Origin of the sequence: Agrobacterium sp. ST15.16.055, from assembly GCF_027956555.1 — a bacterium.
GTDB classification, from domain to species: domain Bacteria; phylum Pseudomonadota; class Alphaproteobacteria; order Rhizobiales; family Rhizobiaceae; genus Agrobacterium; species Agrobacterium salinitolerans.
This window is the reverse complement of the sequence record NZ_JAQKGN010000005.1, coordinates 87,357-103,882: the sequence shown is the minus strand read 5'-3', so window position 1 is coordinate 103,882 and position 16,526 is coordinate 87,357. Positions and strand designations below refer to the sequence as shown.

Here is a 16,526-nt window from a genome sequence, read left to right as displayed (position 1 = left end):
GGCATCGGTTTATCGGTCGAAGACCTCGATCATTTCTTCTTCGGCACTTTCGGCACCGCATTGGTCTTGCGCCGCGGCTTGCTGTCATCGTCCGACTTGTCGGCCTCGGCAACAAGAACATCCGCCTCTTCATTGGCCTTAGCCGCCTTGGATGCAGGTTTCGTCTTGGCCTTTGCCTTGCCGGGCGATTTGGCCGCCTTCAACTCGGCCTCCGGCTGCGGCTTCACGGGTGCGGTCTCCGGCAGAACCTCGAGTATGAGACCTTCGGAGCCGTCATCCTTCTTACCGACGGTGACGCTGACGACGCCGCCCTTCTTGAGCTTGCCGAAGAGGATTTCATTGGCAAGCGGCTTCTTGATGTTTTCCTGGATCACGCGCGACAGTGGGCGGGCGCCCATCTTCTCGTCGTAACCCTTCTCCGCCAGCCAGGAGATCGCATCTTCATGCAGATCGAAGGTGACGTTGCGCTCAGACAGCTGGGTTTCCAGCTGCATGACGAACTTCTGCACGACCTTGTGGATAACGGCGGTCGGCAGCGGCGAGAACGGAATGATCGCATCCAGACGGTTGCGGAACTCCGGCGTGAACAGGCGGTTGATCGCCTCTTCGTCCTCTCCCGTGCGGCGCGAAGAGCCGAAACCGATCGCCGATTTCGCCATCTCGGATGCACCCGCATTGGTCGTCATGATCAGGATGACGTTGCGGAAGTCGATCTTCTTGCCGTTATGGTCGGTCAGCGAGCCATGGTCCATCACCTGCAACAGGATGTTGTAGATATCAGGGTGCGCCTTTTCGATTTCGTCCAGCAGTACCACGGAATGTGGATGCTGATCGACGCCATCGGTCAGGAGACCGCCCTGATCGAAGCCGACATAACCGGGAGGCGCACCGAGCAGGCGCGAAACGGTATGACGCTCCATATACTCCGACATATCGAAGCGCAGCATCTCGACGCCGAGCGAAGCGGCAAGCTGCTTGGCCACTTCCGTCTTGCCCACGCCCGTCGGGCCGGAAAAGACATAGGAGCCGATTGGCTTGTTCGGTTCTCGCAGGCCCGCACGCGCCAGCTTGATGGCCGTGGCGAGCGCCTCAATGGCGATGTCCTGACCATAAACGACCGAGCGCAGTTCTTTTTCAAGATTGGCGAGGACCATCTCGTCATCCTTGGAAACCGTCTTCGCGGGAATACGGGCCATCGTCGCGATGGTGGCCTCGATTTCCCGTTCGGTGATCAGCTTGCGACGCTTGGAAACAGGCAGCAACATCTGTGCGGCACCGGTCTCGTCGATCACGTCAATCGCCTTATCCGGCAGCTTGCGGTCCGAAATATAGCGGGCCGACAATTCGACGGCAGCCTTGATCGCCTCGTTGGAATATCTGAGGTGGTGGTAGTCCTCGAAATAGGGTTTCAGGCCCTTCATGATGGCGATTGCGTCATCGATCGACGGCTCGTTGACGTCGATTTTCTGAAAACGACGAACGAGCGCACGGTCCTTTTCGAAGAACTGGCGATATTCCTTATAAGTGGTCGAACCGATGCAGCGGATCGCGCCAGAAGACAAGGCAGGCTTCAAGAGGTTGGATGCATCCATCGCGCCGCCGGAAGTGGCGCCGGCACCGATGACGGTGTGGATTTCATCGATGAACAGAACCGCGCCCGGAAACTCCTCGAGTTCCTTGACGACCTGCTTCAGCCGCTCCTCGAAATCACCGCGATAGCGGGTGCCGGCCAGCAGCGTGCCCATGTCGAGAGAGAAGATGGTGTCATTGGCAAGCGCTTCCGGCACCTTGCCTTCGACGATACGCTTGGCCAAGCCTTCGGCAATCGCCGTCTTGCCCACGCCCGGATCACCCACATAAAGCGGGTTGTTCTTGGAGCGGCGGCAGAGGATCTGGATCGTGCGGTTGACCTCGTCGTGTCGGCCGATCAACGGGTCGATCTTGCCGTTCTTGGCCTTCTCGTTGAGATTGACGCAATAAGCCTTCAGAGCATCCTGCTGCTTTTTGGCGGACGAACCGTCCTCTTCCGGATTGCTTCGGTTCGGCTTGTTCTCGCTTTCCGGCTCATCGGCGCCGCGCGGCGGGCGCGTCTGCGACGTGCCGGGGCGCTTACCAATGCCGTGGGAGATGTAGTTGACCGCGTCGTAACGGGTCATTTCCTGTTCCTGCAGGAAATAGGCGGCATGGCTTTCGCGCTCGGCAAAAATGGCCACAAGCACGTTCGCGCCCGTCACTTCCTCGCGGCCGGACGATTGAACATGGATGACGGCACGCTGGATGACACGCTGGAAGCCGGATGTGGGCTTGGAATCCTCGTCATAACCGGTGACGAGGTTGGTCAATTCATTGTCGACGTAATCGCTGACAGTCTTGCGAAGAGCATCCAGATCGACATTGCAGGCGCCCATGACGGCTGCGGCATCCGCGTCGTCGATCAGCGCCAGAAGGAGATGTTCGAGCGTCGCATATTCGTGGTGACGCTCATTTGCAAAGGTCAGTGCCTGGTGCAGCGCCTTCTCGAGACTCGGGGAAAAAGTTGGCACGTTGCGATCCTCATTTCTTTTCCATGACGCACTGCAGCGGGTGCTGGTGCTGTCGGGCGAAATCCATGACCTGGCTTACTTTCGTCTCTGCGACCTCATATGTAAACACCCCACATTCGCCCACGCCGTGCTGGTGCACGTGCAGCATGATGCGGGTTGCAGCCTCGCGATCCTTCTGGAAAAACCGTTCCAGAATATGGATGACGAATTCCATGGGAGTGTAATCGTCATTCAGTAAAAGAACACGGTACAAATTCGGTCTTTTCGTTTTCGGCTTGACGCGGGTGATAACAGACGTTCCGCGGTTGGTGCCGCCGCCGTCTTCCCCTTCGCCTTCGCCCTGCATGTAGATCGGCTTAGCGATCATCTTTCATCATTCTCCAAACTGTTCTCAAACCGACAGCTGATTGCCAGGAGGGAGAACTTCGCCTCTCCATATCTAGGTCGTTGAGATGCGATTTTAAGCCCCTTGCGCAAGGGTGCAATCACTATTGCGTTTGCAAAGAGGCAAACCTCGGGAAAAGTGCGAATATGGGGGCAGCGAGGGCGCAGGAAAAAACGAACCTGCCGTCGAGGTGCATTTTTCAAGCCCGATGCCAATGGACGCGACAGGTCGCGGCGCAGCCGAATCCGGTTCGCCGCCGCGGACCTTATTCCTTTTCGTCGAGCATTTCTCGAACGGCGATGGCCAGCTGCTTGAGCGAGAAGGGCTTCGGCAGGAAACCGAACTTGGCGTCGGCAGGCAGGTTCTTTGCGAAGGCATCTTCGGCATAACCCGAAACAAAGATGAATTTCAGGTCCGGATAGGATTTGCGCAGTTCTCGCAACAGCGACGGACCGTCCATTTCCGGCATCACGACGTCGGAAACGACGATATCGACCTTGCCTTCCAACTCCTCCATCACCTCCAGAGCTTCGGTGCCGGAGCCGGCCTCGTGCACGGTATAGCCGCGGGTTTCCAGCATGCGCTTACCGCCGCGCCGCACCGCTTCCTCATCCTCCACCAGAAGCACGATGGCGGATTTGCCGGTGAGGTCCAGCGGCTCTTCCTTCACCGGCTCGGCTGCGATGGCCGGAGCAAGCGCCGCTGCGCCGGGCTGCTGCCCGTTGTTCTGAACGGCCTCCACCACATGGCGCGGCAGGTAGATGCGGAAGGCGGTGCCCTTGCCCACCTCCGATTCGGGATAGATGTAACCGCCCGACTGTTTGACGATGCCATAGACCATGGACAGGCCAAGGCCGGTGCCTTTGCCGACTTCCTTGGTGGTGAAGAAGGGCTCGAAAATCTTGTCCATGATCTCCGGCGGAATGCCCGTACCGTTATCGGCGACTTCCACCATCACCATGTCCTCGGCCGGGAATTCCGGACGGCCAAGCGCTGCTATTTCCTTCGCGTCGACGTTACGCGTCCGGATGGTGATCTTGCCGCCGTCGGGCATGGCGTCGCGCGCATTGACGCAGAGATTGATGAGCACCTGCTCAAATTGCGAGAGATCCGTCTTCACGGGCCAGAGATCGCGGCCATAATCGACCTCCAGCTTGACATTCGTGCCGGAAATAAGCCTGTCCACCAGCATGCGCAGATCGCCGATCACATCCGTCAGGTTGAGGATGGCCGGACGCATGGTCTGCTTGCGCGAGAACGCCAGAAGCTGGCGCACCAGCACGGCCGCGCGGTTGGCGTTGCGCTTGATCTCCATGAGGTCGGCGAAGCTCGGGTCGGCGGGCCGCGCCTGCAGCAGCAGATGATCGGACGACAGCAGAATGGCGGTGAGCACATTGTTGAAATCGTGGGCGATGCCGCCCGCCAGCGTACCGACCGCATTCATCTTCTGGGTCTGCGCCATCTGGGTCTCGAGTGCCTTCTGCTCCGTCACCTCGATGGCATAGACGATCGCCACTTCTTCCGGCGCTTCATCGTCCTGATCGATGACAGCGTTGACGTAGAATCGGAAATGCCGGCCTTCGTCGCTCGGGTGACGGGAATCGAAGGGGGCAATATCGCCCTGGCGGTCCTTTGCCTCGGCCAGCGCCTGCTCGAGCCTCGGCTTCTCATTGTCGTGAAGAATGGTCTCAAGCGCCACGCCGCGGTCGATATCATCGCGTCCGACGACGCCGGAAAACAATTTCAGGAAGGGCGCGTTGATCCGCAGGATGCGGCCTTCGCCGTCAAGCGAGGCGATCGCCATCGGCGTATTGTTGAAAAAGCGGGTGAAACGCATGGCGGAGGAGGATTCCGTATCCTCCTGCCCCTTGGGGCGCTTCAGGACGATGGTGCGGCTCTCACCGGGCGCGCCATCCTTCGAGGTGACCTGATGCACGAGGCGAGCCGGCATGCTCTGCCCGTTCACCCGTCGCATGTCGAGGTCGAGGATTTCAGTGCGCTTCGCCGTGCCCTGCGGATGCACCGATTCGATAAGCGCCATGCCCTCGCCGGCGACGATATCGGAAACGGTCATGGAACCGGGTGAAAACTGTGCGAGATCGATGCCGAGCCATTCTGACAGGGTGGCGTTCAGATAAACGATCTCGCCCTTGCGTCCGGCGGAAAAGAAACCGGCCGGGGCGTGATCGAGGTAATCGATGGCGTTCTGCAATTCGCGGAAAAAGCGCTCCTGATCCTCGCGCTCCGGCGTGATATCGGCGATCTGGAAGACGTGCAGCCCCTCGCCGCCCGCATCCTTTAGCACCCGGCCCTTCAGCCTGTACCAGTGCGGACCCGCATTGGATTCCTCGCCCAGCGGCTTCAGCAACCGGAACTCTTCGTAGCCTTCGCGGCCTTCGCGCAGCACGTTGATGAGCCGGTAGAGCGCTTCGGTCGATTCCCGGCTGCGCGACAGGAGCGTTTCGAGACTCTGGATATCGCTCGCCTTGGTGGTGCCGCTCATCCGGCAATAGGTGGCGTTGGCGTAGACCATATGCCCCTTGGCGTCGGTGATGAGCGTGCCTTCCGGGTGCGCCGAGAGAAACCGGCGGGCAAGGCCGTCCGATTGCGACTGCGGCATGACCTCGATGAAACCGATGATTGACGAGACCAGAAAGAAAATGCCCATCATGGCCAGCACGCCGAGTATGCCGAGCACGATTTCGTTTTCCAGCTGATCCCTGAAATAGACGAAGGCGGCGGCGGCGGCGATCAGAACCAGCGCCAGAAGCAGAATGCGCAAGACGGTGCCGGAACGGGCGCGCCTGTCCACCAGCGGAAGGTCGTTGTCGCTTGTATCGCGCACCCGTGTCATCTTGGCCTCGCAGTCGTGCAGGTCGTCATTCGGTCAGCCCTATTCCCTTGACGGAATCGGACACTAAAATTTCTTGTAGCAACTCGGTTGACCGGCAAAAAGCTCCGCCAGGCCACAAAGGCTTAAAAACGCACAGCGAAAACGGCCTGAAAGGTGTATAAAAGCCTTAAAAGACTACGGCCTGGTACAGGTCAACGCCTTTACCTGACATTGAATGCGTGGCGCGGAACAGACGATCTTGCCATCGGTGACGGTGCAAACCGAGCATCCGTCCGTGAAGTCGACACAGGAAGGATTGTCGCGCACGAACTCCGCCATGGTCGCTGCGCTATCCGGCGCCTTGTCTTCGGCCCACGCCATCGAAGATAGAAACGCGTAAAACGATGGCAACAGAAAAACAATACGCATCAAACGCAGCGCTCGGGAGCTATCGATGCGTAATGACTGTGACATCCCGGAACGCTCCTTCGGCAAAAGAATTGCAACTTTCACTGTCTTTCAGCATTGAAGGACGAGATCTGGCGCGTTGGTGGCGTCGTTACGGTTGAGGCGGCAATCCTGTGGGCGAAATCAATAAACCTTGTATCGGGCCTAAAAAAATCGTCTTTTCCTGCTTGATGTTCACATTATAAGAACCACGGCAATATTAATTGCCCAAGAAACGAAAAAGCCAAAAAATCTGAAGGGATGATCTCCATGATGGAAGATTTTATCGGCGCTTATGGAAACCGTCTCATCGTCGCCGTTGTTGGAGTGGGTGTGGCCCTGCTCATTCTGGCGATTGCGCTGTGGCTTCTGCGCAGACGCAGCGGTTCGGCCCCTTTCATTCGAGGCGGCCGCAACCGGCAGCCGCGCCTGCAGGTCCTCGATGCGACAGCCGTGGACGCACGCCGCCGTCTGGTGCTGGTGCGCCGTGACAATGTCGAGCATCTCGTCATGATCGGCGGCCCTACAGATATCGTCATCGAGAGCGGTATAGGCGCGATCCCCATTGTCAGGGACGTGCAGGAGCCGGAATTGAAGGCGCTCCCGCGCCAGGAAAGCGAGCAGAAGAGAGCCGAGCCGGCGATCCAGCCGGAACGTCGCCCCGCCCTGCCGCAACAGCAGCCCGTTGCGGCTGCGGCTCCCGTTTCCGTGCCTGAAGAACCCGTGAAGCAAGCACAGCGGCCGGAGCCGTCGGCACCTGCGCCGTCCCCGCGTCCAGCACCCGTTGCGGCGGCCGCCGCTCAGCTTCCTCCACGCCCATCGACCCAGCCGCAGCCCGTACGCACGCCTGCACCGGCGCGCGAAACCGCGCCGCCGGCACGACAGGCGGCACCCGAGCGGGAGACCGCGCGCGCCACACCGCCGCCGATACCGGTTGCAACGGCTCCGGTCGCTGCCGTCTTGCCGATGGCGGCGGCATCGCTCGACATGGCGGCGGCCCGAACGGAGCCAAGGCGTGCCGAGCCCGTCGTGCAGGCTCCGGCGCCGGTCGCACCGCCGATACCTGCACCGGCGCCCGTCGAGGCAAAGGCGGAAGAACGGACTGCGGAATTCGCCCCGCCGGTCTTTGCCGCGCGAGAGCCGGTGATCGACCAGTCCATCGCCGCCGATTTTCTCGACGCTGCGCGGGAGCGCGTCCTTCCAGACCTGAAGCCGGGACAGACGACGCCGCCCGCACCTTTCCCGCCCAAGCCTGAAAATCCGGCAGTGGCTTCGAACGACGCCGAGCCGAAATTTTCCGATGAGCTCGCCAGCGATTTCGAAAGCTTCCTCGAGGCGGAGATCGCCAAGAGCAAGGCGGATAACGAACCGTCCATCGCCCCTGTCGGGGAAAAGCAGATCAAGCCGCAGCCAGCTTCCCCGCCTGTCACCGGCGCTTCACCGGATGGAGACATGCAGAAGGAAATGGCGCGTATCTTCGGGGAACTTTCCGTGACCCGCGACCGCTGACGGGCGCAGGTCTTCCGGCCAGAAATTTGAAATAGAAAAAGGGCACGGAAGCGATTTCCGTGCCCTTAATTTATTTGTCATGCGATTCGCCGACCTGCCGGCCGCAGCGCCTTATTCGTCGCGATAGACTTTTTCGCGACGCTCGTGACGCTCCTGCGCCTCGATGGAAAGCGTTGCAATCGGGCGGGCGTCCAGACGCTTGAGGCCGATAGGCTCACCCGTTTCCTCGCAGTAACCGTAAGTGCCGTCTTCGATCCGCTGAAGAGCCGCATCGATCTTGGAAATCAGCTTGCGCTGACGGTCACGGGCGCGAAGTTCAATCGCACGGTCCGTTTCGGAAGAAGCCCGATCGGCAAGATCAGGGTGGTTGGCGCTTTCTTCGGCGAGATGTCCGAGGGTCTCGCGCGCTTCTCTCAGGATGTCATTTTTCCAGGCGACCAGCTTCGCGCGGAAGTAAGCCCGCTGGCTGGCATTCATGAACTCATCGTCTTCCGAGAGCACATATTTGCTAAGATCGATCTTCTCACTCAACGCGATTCTCCTCGAAGAACATCTCAATGCGGCGGTGTATACTCCAATGATAGTCAACGATTCAAGTCTGCAGATCAGTTTTCAGGCATTTTTAAAACTGACACAAAAATCATCTAAATGACTATTTTTTATCCTTTATTCGTATTGAAGCGAACTCTTCTTCAATCACTTCAACGCGACTTACCAACAGGAAAGAGGACTTGCGGTCCTGCAACCCTATCCTGTAGCATTCAACCTGTGCCCTGACATTCGAACGCCGGTCCCCGCCCTTGACAGCATCTTCCCCGAGCCGAGTTTACCTTCTGCGTCACGCCAAGGCCGCTTGGGCGGCGCCGGGAGAGCGGGATTTCGACCGGGGATTGAACGAAGCGGGTTTTGCCGAGGCGGAGGTCATCGCCGACCTTGCCGCCGACCGGCGCTACCGTCCCGATCTGCTTCTGTCATCCACCGCCGCGCGCTGCCGGCAGACTACGCAGGCCTGGCAGCGTGCCTTCAACGAAGCCGTAAACATCTTCTACGTCGATGAGATGTATAATGCCCGCAGCGAGACCTATCTGTCGCTCATCGCCGCGCAGACGGAGGTGCAGTCGGTGATGCTGGTGGGGCACAACCCCACCATGGAAGCAACGCTGGAAGCCATGATCGGCGAGGATCTGCTGCATGCCGCCCTGCCCTCGGGTTTTCCCACATCGGGTCTTGCGGTTCTGGATCAGGACGACAGCGCCGCAATCGGTAAAAATCGCTGGCGGCTGATCGATTTCCTCGCACCGGGTAAATAGCTGCCGCCGCGGGCAACAGCGGCGCCGGCAGGCATCGCTGCCGAAAACCCGCTGGAGCGCTTCTTTTTTGGCCAGCCGCAACTTCCTATATGAAGCCGTGACCGTGAAAAACAGCCAGGAAACTGCCATTGCCGCCTTCCCTTACGTCCCTGACAGACAGCGCGTTGATCGCTCTCGACAATCTGGCCGACCGTGCGAGCAACCTCACCCATCCGACATTGCGGCTTGGCGTCACCGGCCTTTCGCGGGCGGGCAAGACGGTTTTCATCTCCTCCCTCGTCCATAACCTCCTGAATGGCGGCCGGTTGCCGCTGTTCGAGGCCATGCGATCCGGGCGCGTCTCGAATGTTCGCCTCGAACCGCAACCGGACGACGCCATACCCCGCTTCCAGTATGAAGACCACATCCAGGCGCTGGTACGCGACAGGCTCTGGCCGGATTCGACACGGGCGATCTCGGAATTGCGGATAACGCTGGATTATCAGAGCGCCAGCGGTTGGGGCCGATGGTTTTCGGCCGGCAAGCTCTCCATCGATATCGTCGATTATCCCGGCGAATGGCTGCTCGACCTCCCGCTTCTGTCGCAGGACTATAAACAGTTCAGCGACTCGACGGTCGCCCTTGCCGGGAGCGGCATCCGCGCCGAACTGGCGCAAGAATGGCTGGCTATCGCCTCCTCGCTCGATATCAACGCGCCCGCCGATGAAATGACGGCCCGTCGTCTGGCCGAAAGCTTCGCGGCCTATCTGAAGGCCTGCAAATCCGACGAGAGGTCGCTTTCCACCTTGCCGCCCGGCCGTTTCCTGATGCCCGGCGACCTGGAGGGATCGCCGGCGCTGACCTTCGCACCGCTTCCGGGCCTGACAGACGAAAAGGCGCCCAAGGGCTCGCTGCGCGCCATGATGGAACGGCGCTACGATGCCTATAAGTCGATTGTGGTCAAACCCTTTTTCCGCGAGCATTTCGCCCGCCTCGACCGTCAGATCGTGTTGATCGACACGCTGCAGGCCGTCAATCGCGGACCGGAAGCTGTTCAGGATCTGGAACGGGCGCTCGGCGATGTTCTTGCCTGTTTCCGCCCCGGCACCAACAGCCTGCTGTCATCGCTGATCGGCCGACGCATCGACAAGGTGCTGATCGCCGCCACCAAAGCCGATCACCTGCATCACGAAAGCCATGACCGGTTGGAGCGCCTGACCCGACGTCTGGTGGACCGCGCCATCACCACTATAGGAATGAATGGCGCCGGCATCGAGGTCATGGCGCTTGCCTCCGTGCGCGCCACCCGTGAGGCAAGCGTGCGGCAGGACGGCCACGAGCTTCCCGTCATCGTCGGCACGCCGATGGCGGGTGAAACCATCAATGGCGAGACGTTCGACGGCAATCGCAAGACGGCGATCTTCCCGGGCGACCTGCCCGACGATCCGGAACCGCTGTTCCGCAGCATCGACCAGGATGGCGACAAGGCGACACTGCCTGACGTCAATGTCGTGCGTTTTCGCCCGCCCAATATCGACGAGCCGGGCAGTGGCGGCATCCGGCTTTCCGTTCCCCATATCAGGCTCGACCGCGCCATGCAGTTCCTGTTCGGAGACAAGCTCGCATGAAGGTTCCCACACAAAACGATCCGCAGACACGCCGTCCCGCCGCTTTCTCGCTCGAGACCGAAGACGCGGCGCGACCGTCCGCCGCGCAGAAACGCGCGCCGCGCAGCTTCGACACCGAAATTTCGCTGACGCCCGACGAGGACGATCCGTTTCTGGCGCCTGAGGAGATTGATGCGGCCACGCTGCCGGTGGCGTCTCCGAAGAAAAGCCGATTCTCCTTCGGCAAGCTTGCGCTCGGCGCGCTTGGCGTCCTGTTCTCGCTTGCCTTCGGGCTGTGGGCGGATCAACTCATCCGCAACCTGTTCTCCCGTTCCGACTGGCTGGGTTACACAGCCACTATCGCTCTTATTGTGGCGCTTTTCGCCGTTCTCGCCCTTGTCGGCCGCGAGGTCTTCGGCATCATGCGGCTCAACGCCGTGCAATCCTTGAAGGCCGATGCCGAGACGGCGACACTCGACAAGAGCCCGAAACCCGCACGCGCCATCGTCACCCGCCTGAATGCCGTCCTCTCCCACCGGGCTGAAACGGCAAAGGGACGTGCGGCGCTGAAGGAAACGGAAAACGACGTGATCGACGGCCCGCATCTGATCGAGCTTGCCGAACGTGAATTGCTCGTTCCGCTCGACCGGCAGGCCCGCGCCCTCATTCTCAATTCGTCCAAGCGCGTCTCCGTCGTCACCGCCGTCAGCCCGCGCGCGGTGGTCGATCTCGCTTATGTGCTGTTTGAAGTGACGCGGCTGGTGCGCGCCATGGCGGAGCTTTATGGCGGCCGTCCCGGCACGCTCGGCATGTTGAAGCTCCTGCGCGATGTCGTCGCCCATCTTGCCGTCACCGGCTCGATCGCCGTTGGCGACGGGCTTGCCCAGCAGGTTCTCGGCCATGGCCTTGCCTCGAAACTCTCCGCCCGCCTCGGCGAAGGCGTCATCAATGGCCTGATGACGGCGCGAATCGGCATCGCCGCCATGGACCTTTGCCGTCCGCTGCCGTTCAGGGCGGTGAAGCGGCCGGGCATCGGCGATTTCATGTCCGACCTCACACCTGATTTAAGCGGTGGAAAAAACACTGAAAGAGCCTGATCCGCCGGGCATTCGCGGTTCAAAAGGTTACGGATGAAGCCGTAAATGAGAGCGAAATAAACCAAGCATTAACCATTCCACCGGTAGATTGCAGCCTATCGAACAGGCTTCTTCGCCGGGGAAAGTATCATGTATTCGCGCTTCTTTTCGCTTGTGGGCGGGCTTGCCGCCATTTTGTCCGTCAGCGGCGGTTTCGGCATGTCTGATGTGCAGGCAGCATCGCGCGATCGCGACGACGTGTTCTTCCGCTCGGTCGCCGGTGTCTGGAAAGGCCCGGGCGAAATCGTCGCCGGCAAATACAAGGGGACGAAGTTCACCTGCGATCTGACGGGCGAACCGCTCGACGACAAGCAGACCGGCATCAAGCTCGGCGGCACCTGCCGCGTCGGCGTCTTCAGCCAGCCCATGTCGGCCGTCATCAGCCAGAAGGGCAATTCTTACGAGGGCAAGTTCCTCGACGGCGCCGAAGGCAAGGGACTGGACATCACCTCAGGACAGGTCAGCGGCGACAAGGTCGTCGTCGGCATCAATCGCGCCAAGCTGAATGGCGCGATGGTCGCACGCGTCTCCAAAGACAATTCGATGAATATCACAATTTCCGTCAAGGTCGCCGATCAGATGATCCCGGTCATCGGTGTGACGCTGGCGCGCGATATAGACCAGCTCGCCGTCGGTTCGATCAAGCCGTAAAAAGCCATACTCTTCTCAGCCATCGCCAAGCGGGAGTGTCCACCACTCCCGTTTTTCGTTTGCGCTGACAATGCCGGTCTTGTCCGCCTGCTGAAGCCATTCCCGCACGGGCTTACCTTTTACCTCAAGATCGGGCGCGATATCGGCAAGCGGCATCAGCACGAAAGCGCGCTCCGCCATGCGCGGATGCGGCACTTCGATGCTCTCTGTAACGATAGTATCATTCCCATAGGTCAACACATCGATATCGATGATGCGCGGACCCCAGCGCTCCGTGCGCACCCGCTTCATGCCCCTTTCGATATCGAGGCAGAGTTGCAGCAGCGCGGGCGCGCTCAGCGAGGTCTCGACCAGCGCGCAGCAGTTGAAGAAATCGGCCTGATCGGTCTTTCCCCAGGGCGGCGTGCGGTAGAGGCCGGAAACAGCTTGCACCCGGCATCCATCATGTGCGTCAAGTTCGCGCAGCGCGCGCGCCATGGCAGCGGCTGGATCACCGATATTGCCGCCGAGGCCCAGTGCGGCGACGGTCATCTTTTCAGGCACGGTGTTCAACGCTCACCTGCGCATAGTCGAGAATTCCGGGAACCGGCGCCGAGGGTTTACGCACCGTGATCTTGAGCCAGACGATCTGCGGATAACGCGCCCGCAGCGCCTTGGCGATATCGTTCGCCAAAGCCTCGATGAGATAACGACGCTGCCCGACGACGATTTTTTCGATGACGGCGAAGGCCACCCCATAATCGACGGTATTTTCGATATCATCGGTTTCCAGCGCATCACCTGCTTCGACCTCCATCTCGGCATCGACGAAAAAGCGCTGGCCCAGCACCTCCTCCTGCTCGAGAAGGCCATGACGGGCGAAAAAGGAACAGTTTTTCAGGATGATGGTATAGCGGCTCATCGCCTCGCCTCCATGGCAGGATTGTTCACCTGAAAGCCGCGCATCTTCGGACACGGCATTCCGGCACTCATTAATCTACGCATCGGCCTTTGCCGACGATTTGGCAAGAACCGCATCGGCAATAGCCAATGCATCGCGGGTCGCGGCGACATTATGCACGCGAAAAATCGAAGCACCCGCAAGCCTCAGGATCGCGGTGGTCGCAGCCGTTCCGATATCGCGTTCTTCCGCCACATCCCTGCCCGTCAGCGACCCGATGAAACGCTTGCGCGACGTGCCGGCAAGAATCGGCAGGCCGAAAGCGGCAAGCTCGCCGAAACGTGCCATCAGCTCGACATTTTCCCGCTCGTCCTTGGCGAAACCAAAACCGGGATCGAGCACCACGGCGTCGCGGGCAATGCCCGCATCCTCGGCGATCTCGAGCGAGCGATTGAGGAATTCGAACTGGTCGGCGATGACATCGGCAAGCTTCTGCCGGTCGCGGCCGGTATGCATGATGCAGACACCGGCGCGGGTGGCAGCAACCACGCCCGCCATCTCCGGGTCCTTCTGCAGGCCGAAGACGTCATTGACGATATGTGCGCCAGCGCCAATTGCCAGCCTTGCCGTCGAGGCACGATAGGTATCGACGGATATCAGTACATCGGTCTCGCGGCGCAATTTCTCGATGACCGGCAGCACCCGGTCCTGTTCCTCTGCCTCAGTGACAGCGGCAGCACCCGGCCGCGTGGATTCGCCGCCGATATCGATGATGTCAGCCCCCTCTTCCACGCAGGTCAGCGCATGGGAAAAAGCCGCATCGACGGCGAGATAACGGCCGCCATCGGAAAAGGAATCAGGCGTTGCGTTGACGATGGCCATAATACGGCCACGCCCATCAAGTTTCAGGGAGCGACCATGGGCCGCTTGCCACGCGTTGCTGCCGACTGTTATCACGTAACACGCGCCTTTCGGGAATAACGGAGTGTTATGTCAATTCTTATAAGTTCCGCTCCGCCTATGCAGCAAACCTTTTTCGAGTTCAACCGGAAGGCCGGGTCATGACCAAATCATCACGTGCTCTTTGCGCCGCTTTAGCGGCCGCACTGGCGCTTTCCCTGCCCGGATCGGCTTCTTCCGAAACAATCGTCCGCAAGACCTATTCCTATTTTTCGATCAGCGGCAAAACCGCCGCCGATCTCGACCAGCAGCTTTCCAGACATGGTCCGCTGACGCGCAATACCGGCGCGCGCCATCCTGGCGCCACCGAAATCAAATTCGGCGGCGAGCTCACTTATGTGGAAAAAAACGGCCTTTGCAGCGTCGGAACCGCCAAAGTAGTGTTGAACACTCGCATCCTCCTGCCGAAATGGAAAAACCGCCGCCGCACCACGGAGGAACTGGCCTTCATCTGGGATACGCTGCTTGCCGATATCAAGCGCCACGAGGAGCGCCACGCGGAAATCGCCCGCACCCATGCCCGCTCGCTTGAAAGGCAGCTGACGGGGCTTCGGCCGCAGAAAAGCTGCGAGACGCTGCAGAAAATGGTCGGTAAGATCACCCAGACGGTGATGGACGAACACGACCGCGATCAGTTGCGCTTCGATGTGGTGGAATCGAAAAATTTCGATGCCCGCATGACCCGGCTTTTGAAGAACCGGCTCGAACAGGGTCAGAACCGCCGCTGATCGGTCTCACACCCTATGCCATTCGCTTCACATCGAGCACGGACATGACGTTACGTCATGTCCGATATCACCCGTGAATTCTCGTCATGGTGCCGTCGCCAAGACTCATTGTACGTTCTTCGTACGGTATGGGATCATTCGGCCAAGCGGCTTGAGGCTCCAGCCGTCTCCGGTTCTCCCGGTGCGCACTTGAGGGCTCGCAGGTGTTTCCTCCCTCGCCTGCATGCTGCGTACCCGCCTCGCCCCGCTCCCCGCTACCAGGTGAGCGGGGCTTTTTCTGCGTTTAGCAATGACGAAAGATTTCAGCCCTGACGTTCGGGAACATGGACGACGAGACCATCAAGCTCGTCGTTCATCTTGATCTGACAGGAAAGGCGCGAGGTTGGGCGCACGTCGAAAGCAAAGTCCAGCATGTCCTCTTCCATCGGTTCCGGTCCGCCGACGCGCTCAGCCCAGGCGTCGTCGACATAGACATGACAGGTCGCACAAGCGCAGGCGCCGCCGCATTCCGCATCGATGCCGGGAATGGAGTTGCGCACCGCATTCTCCATGACGGTGGAGCCGTTGCTCACGTCGAGTTCATGGGGCGTGCCGTCAAAGGCAACGATGGTCAGTTTTGTCATGCCGGAAATCCAAAATGTGATCTAAGAACTGTTCTAAACACATAGAAAGGCCGGTCCGCCTTGGCAACCCGCTTCAAGGGCGCGCAGACGCAACCGGCCTTGCAAAATGACAAATTTGATATGTTACGCCTCAGCGGCAAAGCTTGAGGATGAAATTTTCAGCTTCGACAATGGCCGCCGCAAGTTTTGCAATCGCCGCGCTGTCATTGCCCTTGTCCTCCACCACGGCCGCGGCCGCGGAAACGGCGGAAGCGCCGACGGCCTGGGCCGACCCTTTAAGACGGTGCGCTGTTGCCATGACGGCCTTGTCATCGGCGTCCGCCATGTCATGCAGGGCGGCGCGGGCGTTGCGGCTGAAAAGTTGCAGCACCTCGATCTCCAGATCCTTGTCGCCCATTGTCTGGCGGGCAAGATGATCGAAATCGATAGGTTTTTTACCGGCGGCGGGTGCGCCGCCGCAATTGTCGGGAGCTTCGAAAGCAATACTGACCGCTGCCATGAATGAAATTCCTGTCTCGCCGTTTCCTGTTTCGTGTCACATCTGTGTCGTATTCACGCATCCGGACCGCTGCTATCGGCTTAAATTACGGCGTGACGCAGGCGAAAATCTTCTGCTATGGTTAATTTATGTTAAACTTATGCGAAACAAGGCGTTCAGCGTGAAACTCAGGTTTAAAAACTGTTAAAAAGCCGACACTTCGCCGCCGCCGCAAATCCGCATTAATTGTTTCGAACACCTAAATGTGTCACTACGGTACTGCCGTTCTCGCAGGGCTTAAGCTCAAGCTTTGTTATTACGGCACAGTGATGTAATTTCGCCCGAAAGCTGGGCCACCAGCAATTCGGGATTTGGTAAATGGCGAGACTCTCCTCTTTTGAGGGAAAGTTTCGTTGGCATGATGGCGGCAGTCCGCTTGCTGATCGCAAGCGGGTCA

15 protein-coding genes are annotated in these 16,526 nt (G+C 59.7%); 6 read left to right on the top strand and 9 right to left on the bottom strand.

From position 1 onward, the window contains the following. Positions 1 to 29 precede the first annotated feature (29 nt). The 3 genes from clpA to cckA form a co-directional block, all read right to left on the bottom strand. Entirely contained in the window at positions 30 to 2,543 is a 2,514-nt protein-coding gene (gene clpA / locus PL599_RS10235) for an ATP-dependent Clp protease ATP-binding subunit ClpA (protein ID WP_142912160.1), read from the bottom strand. A gap of 10 nt (positions 2,544 to 2,553) precedes the next feature. Next, positions 2,554 to 2,910: an ATP-dependent Clp protease adapter ClpS gene (gene clpS, locus PL599_RS10230; RefSeq protein ID WP_003502541.1), complete on the bottom strand. Its 357-nt coding sequence runs from the start codon at positions 2,908 to 2,910 to the stop codon at positions 2,554 to 2,556. 283 nt (positions 2,911 to 3,193) lie between these two features. After that, positions 3,194 to 5,782, bottom strand: a complete 2,589-nt coding sequence (gene cckA / locus PL599_RS10225; protein WP_269823996.1) for a cell cycle histidine kinase CckA — start codon at positions 5,780 to 5,782, stop codon at positions 3,194 to 3,196. 687 nt (positions 5,783 to 6,469) lie between these two features. On the opposite strand from cckA, the gene PL599_RS10220 reads away from it, so the two are divergent. After that, positions 6,470 to 7,717, top strand: coding sequence for a flagellar biosynthetic protein FliO (locus PL599_RS10220; protein WP_269823998.1), 1,248 nt, complete (start codon positions 6,470 to 6,472; stop codon positions 7,715 to 7,717). Between the two features lie 111 nt (positions 7,718 to 7,828). On the opposite strand, the gene dksA is transcribed toward PL599_RS10220, so the two are convergent. Further along, complete coding sequence (dksA, locus tag PL599_RS10215; protein ID WP_003496274.1) at positions 7,829 to 8,248, bottom strand: RNA polymerase-binding protein DksA; 420 nt, start codon at positions 8,246 to 8,248, stop codon at positions 7,829 to 7,831. 302 nt (positions 8,249 to 8,550) lie between these two features. On the opposite strand from dksA, the gene PL599_RS10210 reads away from it, so the two are divergent. The 4 genes from PL599_RS10210 to PL599_RS10195 all read left to right on the top strand — a co-directional run bounded on the left by PL599_RS10210 (position 8,551) and on the right by PL599_RS10195 (position 12,400). After that, the gene (locus PL599_RS10210) at positions 8,551 to 9,027 is read left to right on the top strand and encodes a SixA phosphatase family protein (protein ID WP_269824032.1); all 477 of its coding nucleotides are present in this window, start codon (positions 8,551 to 8,553) and stop codon (positions 9,025 to 9,027) included. 128 nt (positions 9,028 to 9,155) lie between these two features. Beyond that, positions 9,156 to 10,634, top strand: a complete 1,479-nt coding sequence (locus PL599_RS10205; protein ID WP_269823999.1) for a YcjX family protein — start codon at positions 9,156 to 9,158, stop codon at positions 10,632 to 10,634. After that, positions 10,631 to 11,710: a YcjF family protein gene (locus PL599_RS10200; RefSeq protein WP_269824000.1), complete on the top strand. Its 1,080-nt coding sequence runs from the start codon at positions 10,631 to 10,633 to the stop codon at positions 11,708 to 11,710. Before PL599_RS10205 ends, PL599_RS10200 begins: the two co-directional genes overlap by 4 nt. A gap of 129 nt (positions 11,711 to 11,839) precedes the next feature. Beyond that, positions 11,840 to 12,400, top strand: coding sequence for a hypothetical protein (locus PL599_RS10195; protein ID WP_077982391.1), 561 nt, complete (start codon positions 11,840 to 11,842; stop codon positions 12,398 to 12,400). Between the two features lie 15 nt (positions 12,401 to 12,415). Here PL599_RS10195 and folK read toward each other — a convergent pair whose 3' ends face one another. The 3 genes from folK to folP all read right to left on the bottom strand — a co-directional run bounded on the left by folK (position 12,416) and on the right by folP (position 14,162). Beyond that, positions 12,416 to 12,931 carry a 2-amino-4-hydroxy-6-hydroxymethyldihydropteridine diphosphokinase gene (folK, locus tag PL599_RS10190; RefSeq protein ID WP_170985571.1) on the bottom strand — a complete coding sequence of 172 codons (516 nt, stop codon included), beginning with the start codon at positions 12,929 to 12,931 and terminating at the stop codon, positions 12,416 to 12,418. Between the two features lie 4 nt (positions 12,932 to 12,935). Continuing rightward, a complete protein-coding gene (gene folB / locus PL599_RS10185) occupies positions 12,936 to 13,301 on the bottom strand; it encodes a dihydroneopterin aldolase (protein ID WP_063951134.1) in 366 nt (121 codons plus the stop codon). Positions 13,302 to 13,376: 75 nt separating this feature from the next. Beyond that, a complete protein-coding gene (gene folP, locus PL599_RS10180; RefSeq protein WP_269824001.1) occupies positions 13,377 to 14,162 on the bottom strand; it encodes a dihydropteroate synthase in 786 nt (261 codons plus the stop codon). A 179-nt stretch (positions 14,163 to 14,341) separates the two neighbouring features. Between folP and PL599_RS10175 the strand changes: the two genes are divergently transcribed. Next, a complete protein-coding gene (locus PL599_RS10175; RefSeq protein ID WP_269824002.1) occupies positions 14,342 to 14,968 on the top strand; it encodes a DUF922 domain-containing Zn-dependent protease in 627 nt (208 codons plus the stop codon). A gap of 302 nt (positions 14,969 to 15,270) precedes the next feature. On the opposite strand, the gene PL599_RS10170 is transcribed toward PL599_RS10175, so the two are convergent. After that, positions 15,271 to 15,591, bottom strand: a complete 321-nt coding sequence (locus PL599_RS10170; RefSeq protein ID WP_003502527.1) for a 2Fe-2S iron-sulfur cluster-binding protein — start codon at positions 15,589 to 15,591, stop codon at positions 15,271 to 15,273. 130 nt (positions 15,592 to 15,721) lie between these two features. After that, positions 15,722 to 16,090, bottom strand: coding sequence for an Hpt domain-containing protein (locus tag PL599_RS10165; protein WP_142912154.1), 369 nt, complete (start codon positions 16,088 to 16,090; stop codon positions 15,722 to 15,724). Positions 16,091 to 16,526 lie beyond the last annotated feature (436 nt).

Coding starts and splice junctions, on each gene's coding strand:
- PL599_RS10165 (WP_142912154.1), bottom strand. CDS start 16,090: ATGGCAGCGGTCAGTATTGCTTTCGAAGCTCCCGACAATTGCGGCGGC.
- PL599_RS10170 (WP_003502527.1), bottom strand. CDS start 15,591: ATGACAAAACTGACCATCGTTGCCTTTGACGGCACGCCCCATGAACTC.
- folB (WP_063951134.1), bottom strand. CDS start 13,301: ATGAGCCGCTATACCATCATCCTGAAAAACTGTTCCTTTTTCGCCCGT.
- PL599_RS10220 (WP_269823998.1), top strand. CDS start 6,470: ATGATCTCCATGATGGAAGATTTTATCGGCGCTTATGGAAACCGTCTC.
- clpS (WP_003502541.1), bottom strand. CDS start 2,910: ATGATCGCTAAGCCGATCTACATGCAGGGCGAAGGCGAAGGGGAAGAC.
- cckA (WP_269823996.1), bottom strand. CDS start 5,782: ATGACACGGGTGCGCGATACAAGCGACAACGACCTTCCGCTGGTGGAC.
- PL599_RS10195 (WP_077982391.1), top strand. CDS start 11,840: ATGTATTCGCGCTTCTTTTCGCTTGTGGGCGGGCTTGCCGCCATTTTG.
- PL599_RS10175 (WP_269824002.1), top strand. CDS start 14,342: ATGACCAAATCATCACGTGCTCTTTGCGCCGCTTTAGCGGCCGCACTG.
- folK (WP_170985571.1), bottom strand. CDS start 12,931: ATGACCGTCGCCGCACTGGGCCTCGGCGGCAATATCGGTGATCCAGCC.
- PL599_RS10200 (WP_269824000.1), top strand. CDS start 10,631: ATGAAGGTTCCCACACAAAACGATCCGCAGACACGCCGTCCCGCCGCT.
- folP (WP_269824001.1), bottom strand. CDS start 14,162: ATGGCCATCGTCAACGCAACGCCTGATTCCTTTTCCGATGGCGGCCGT.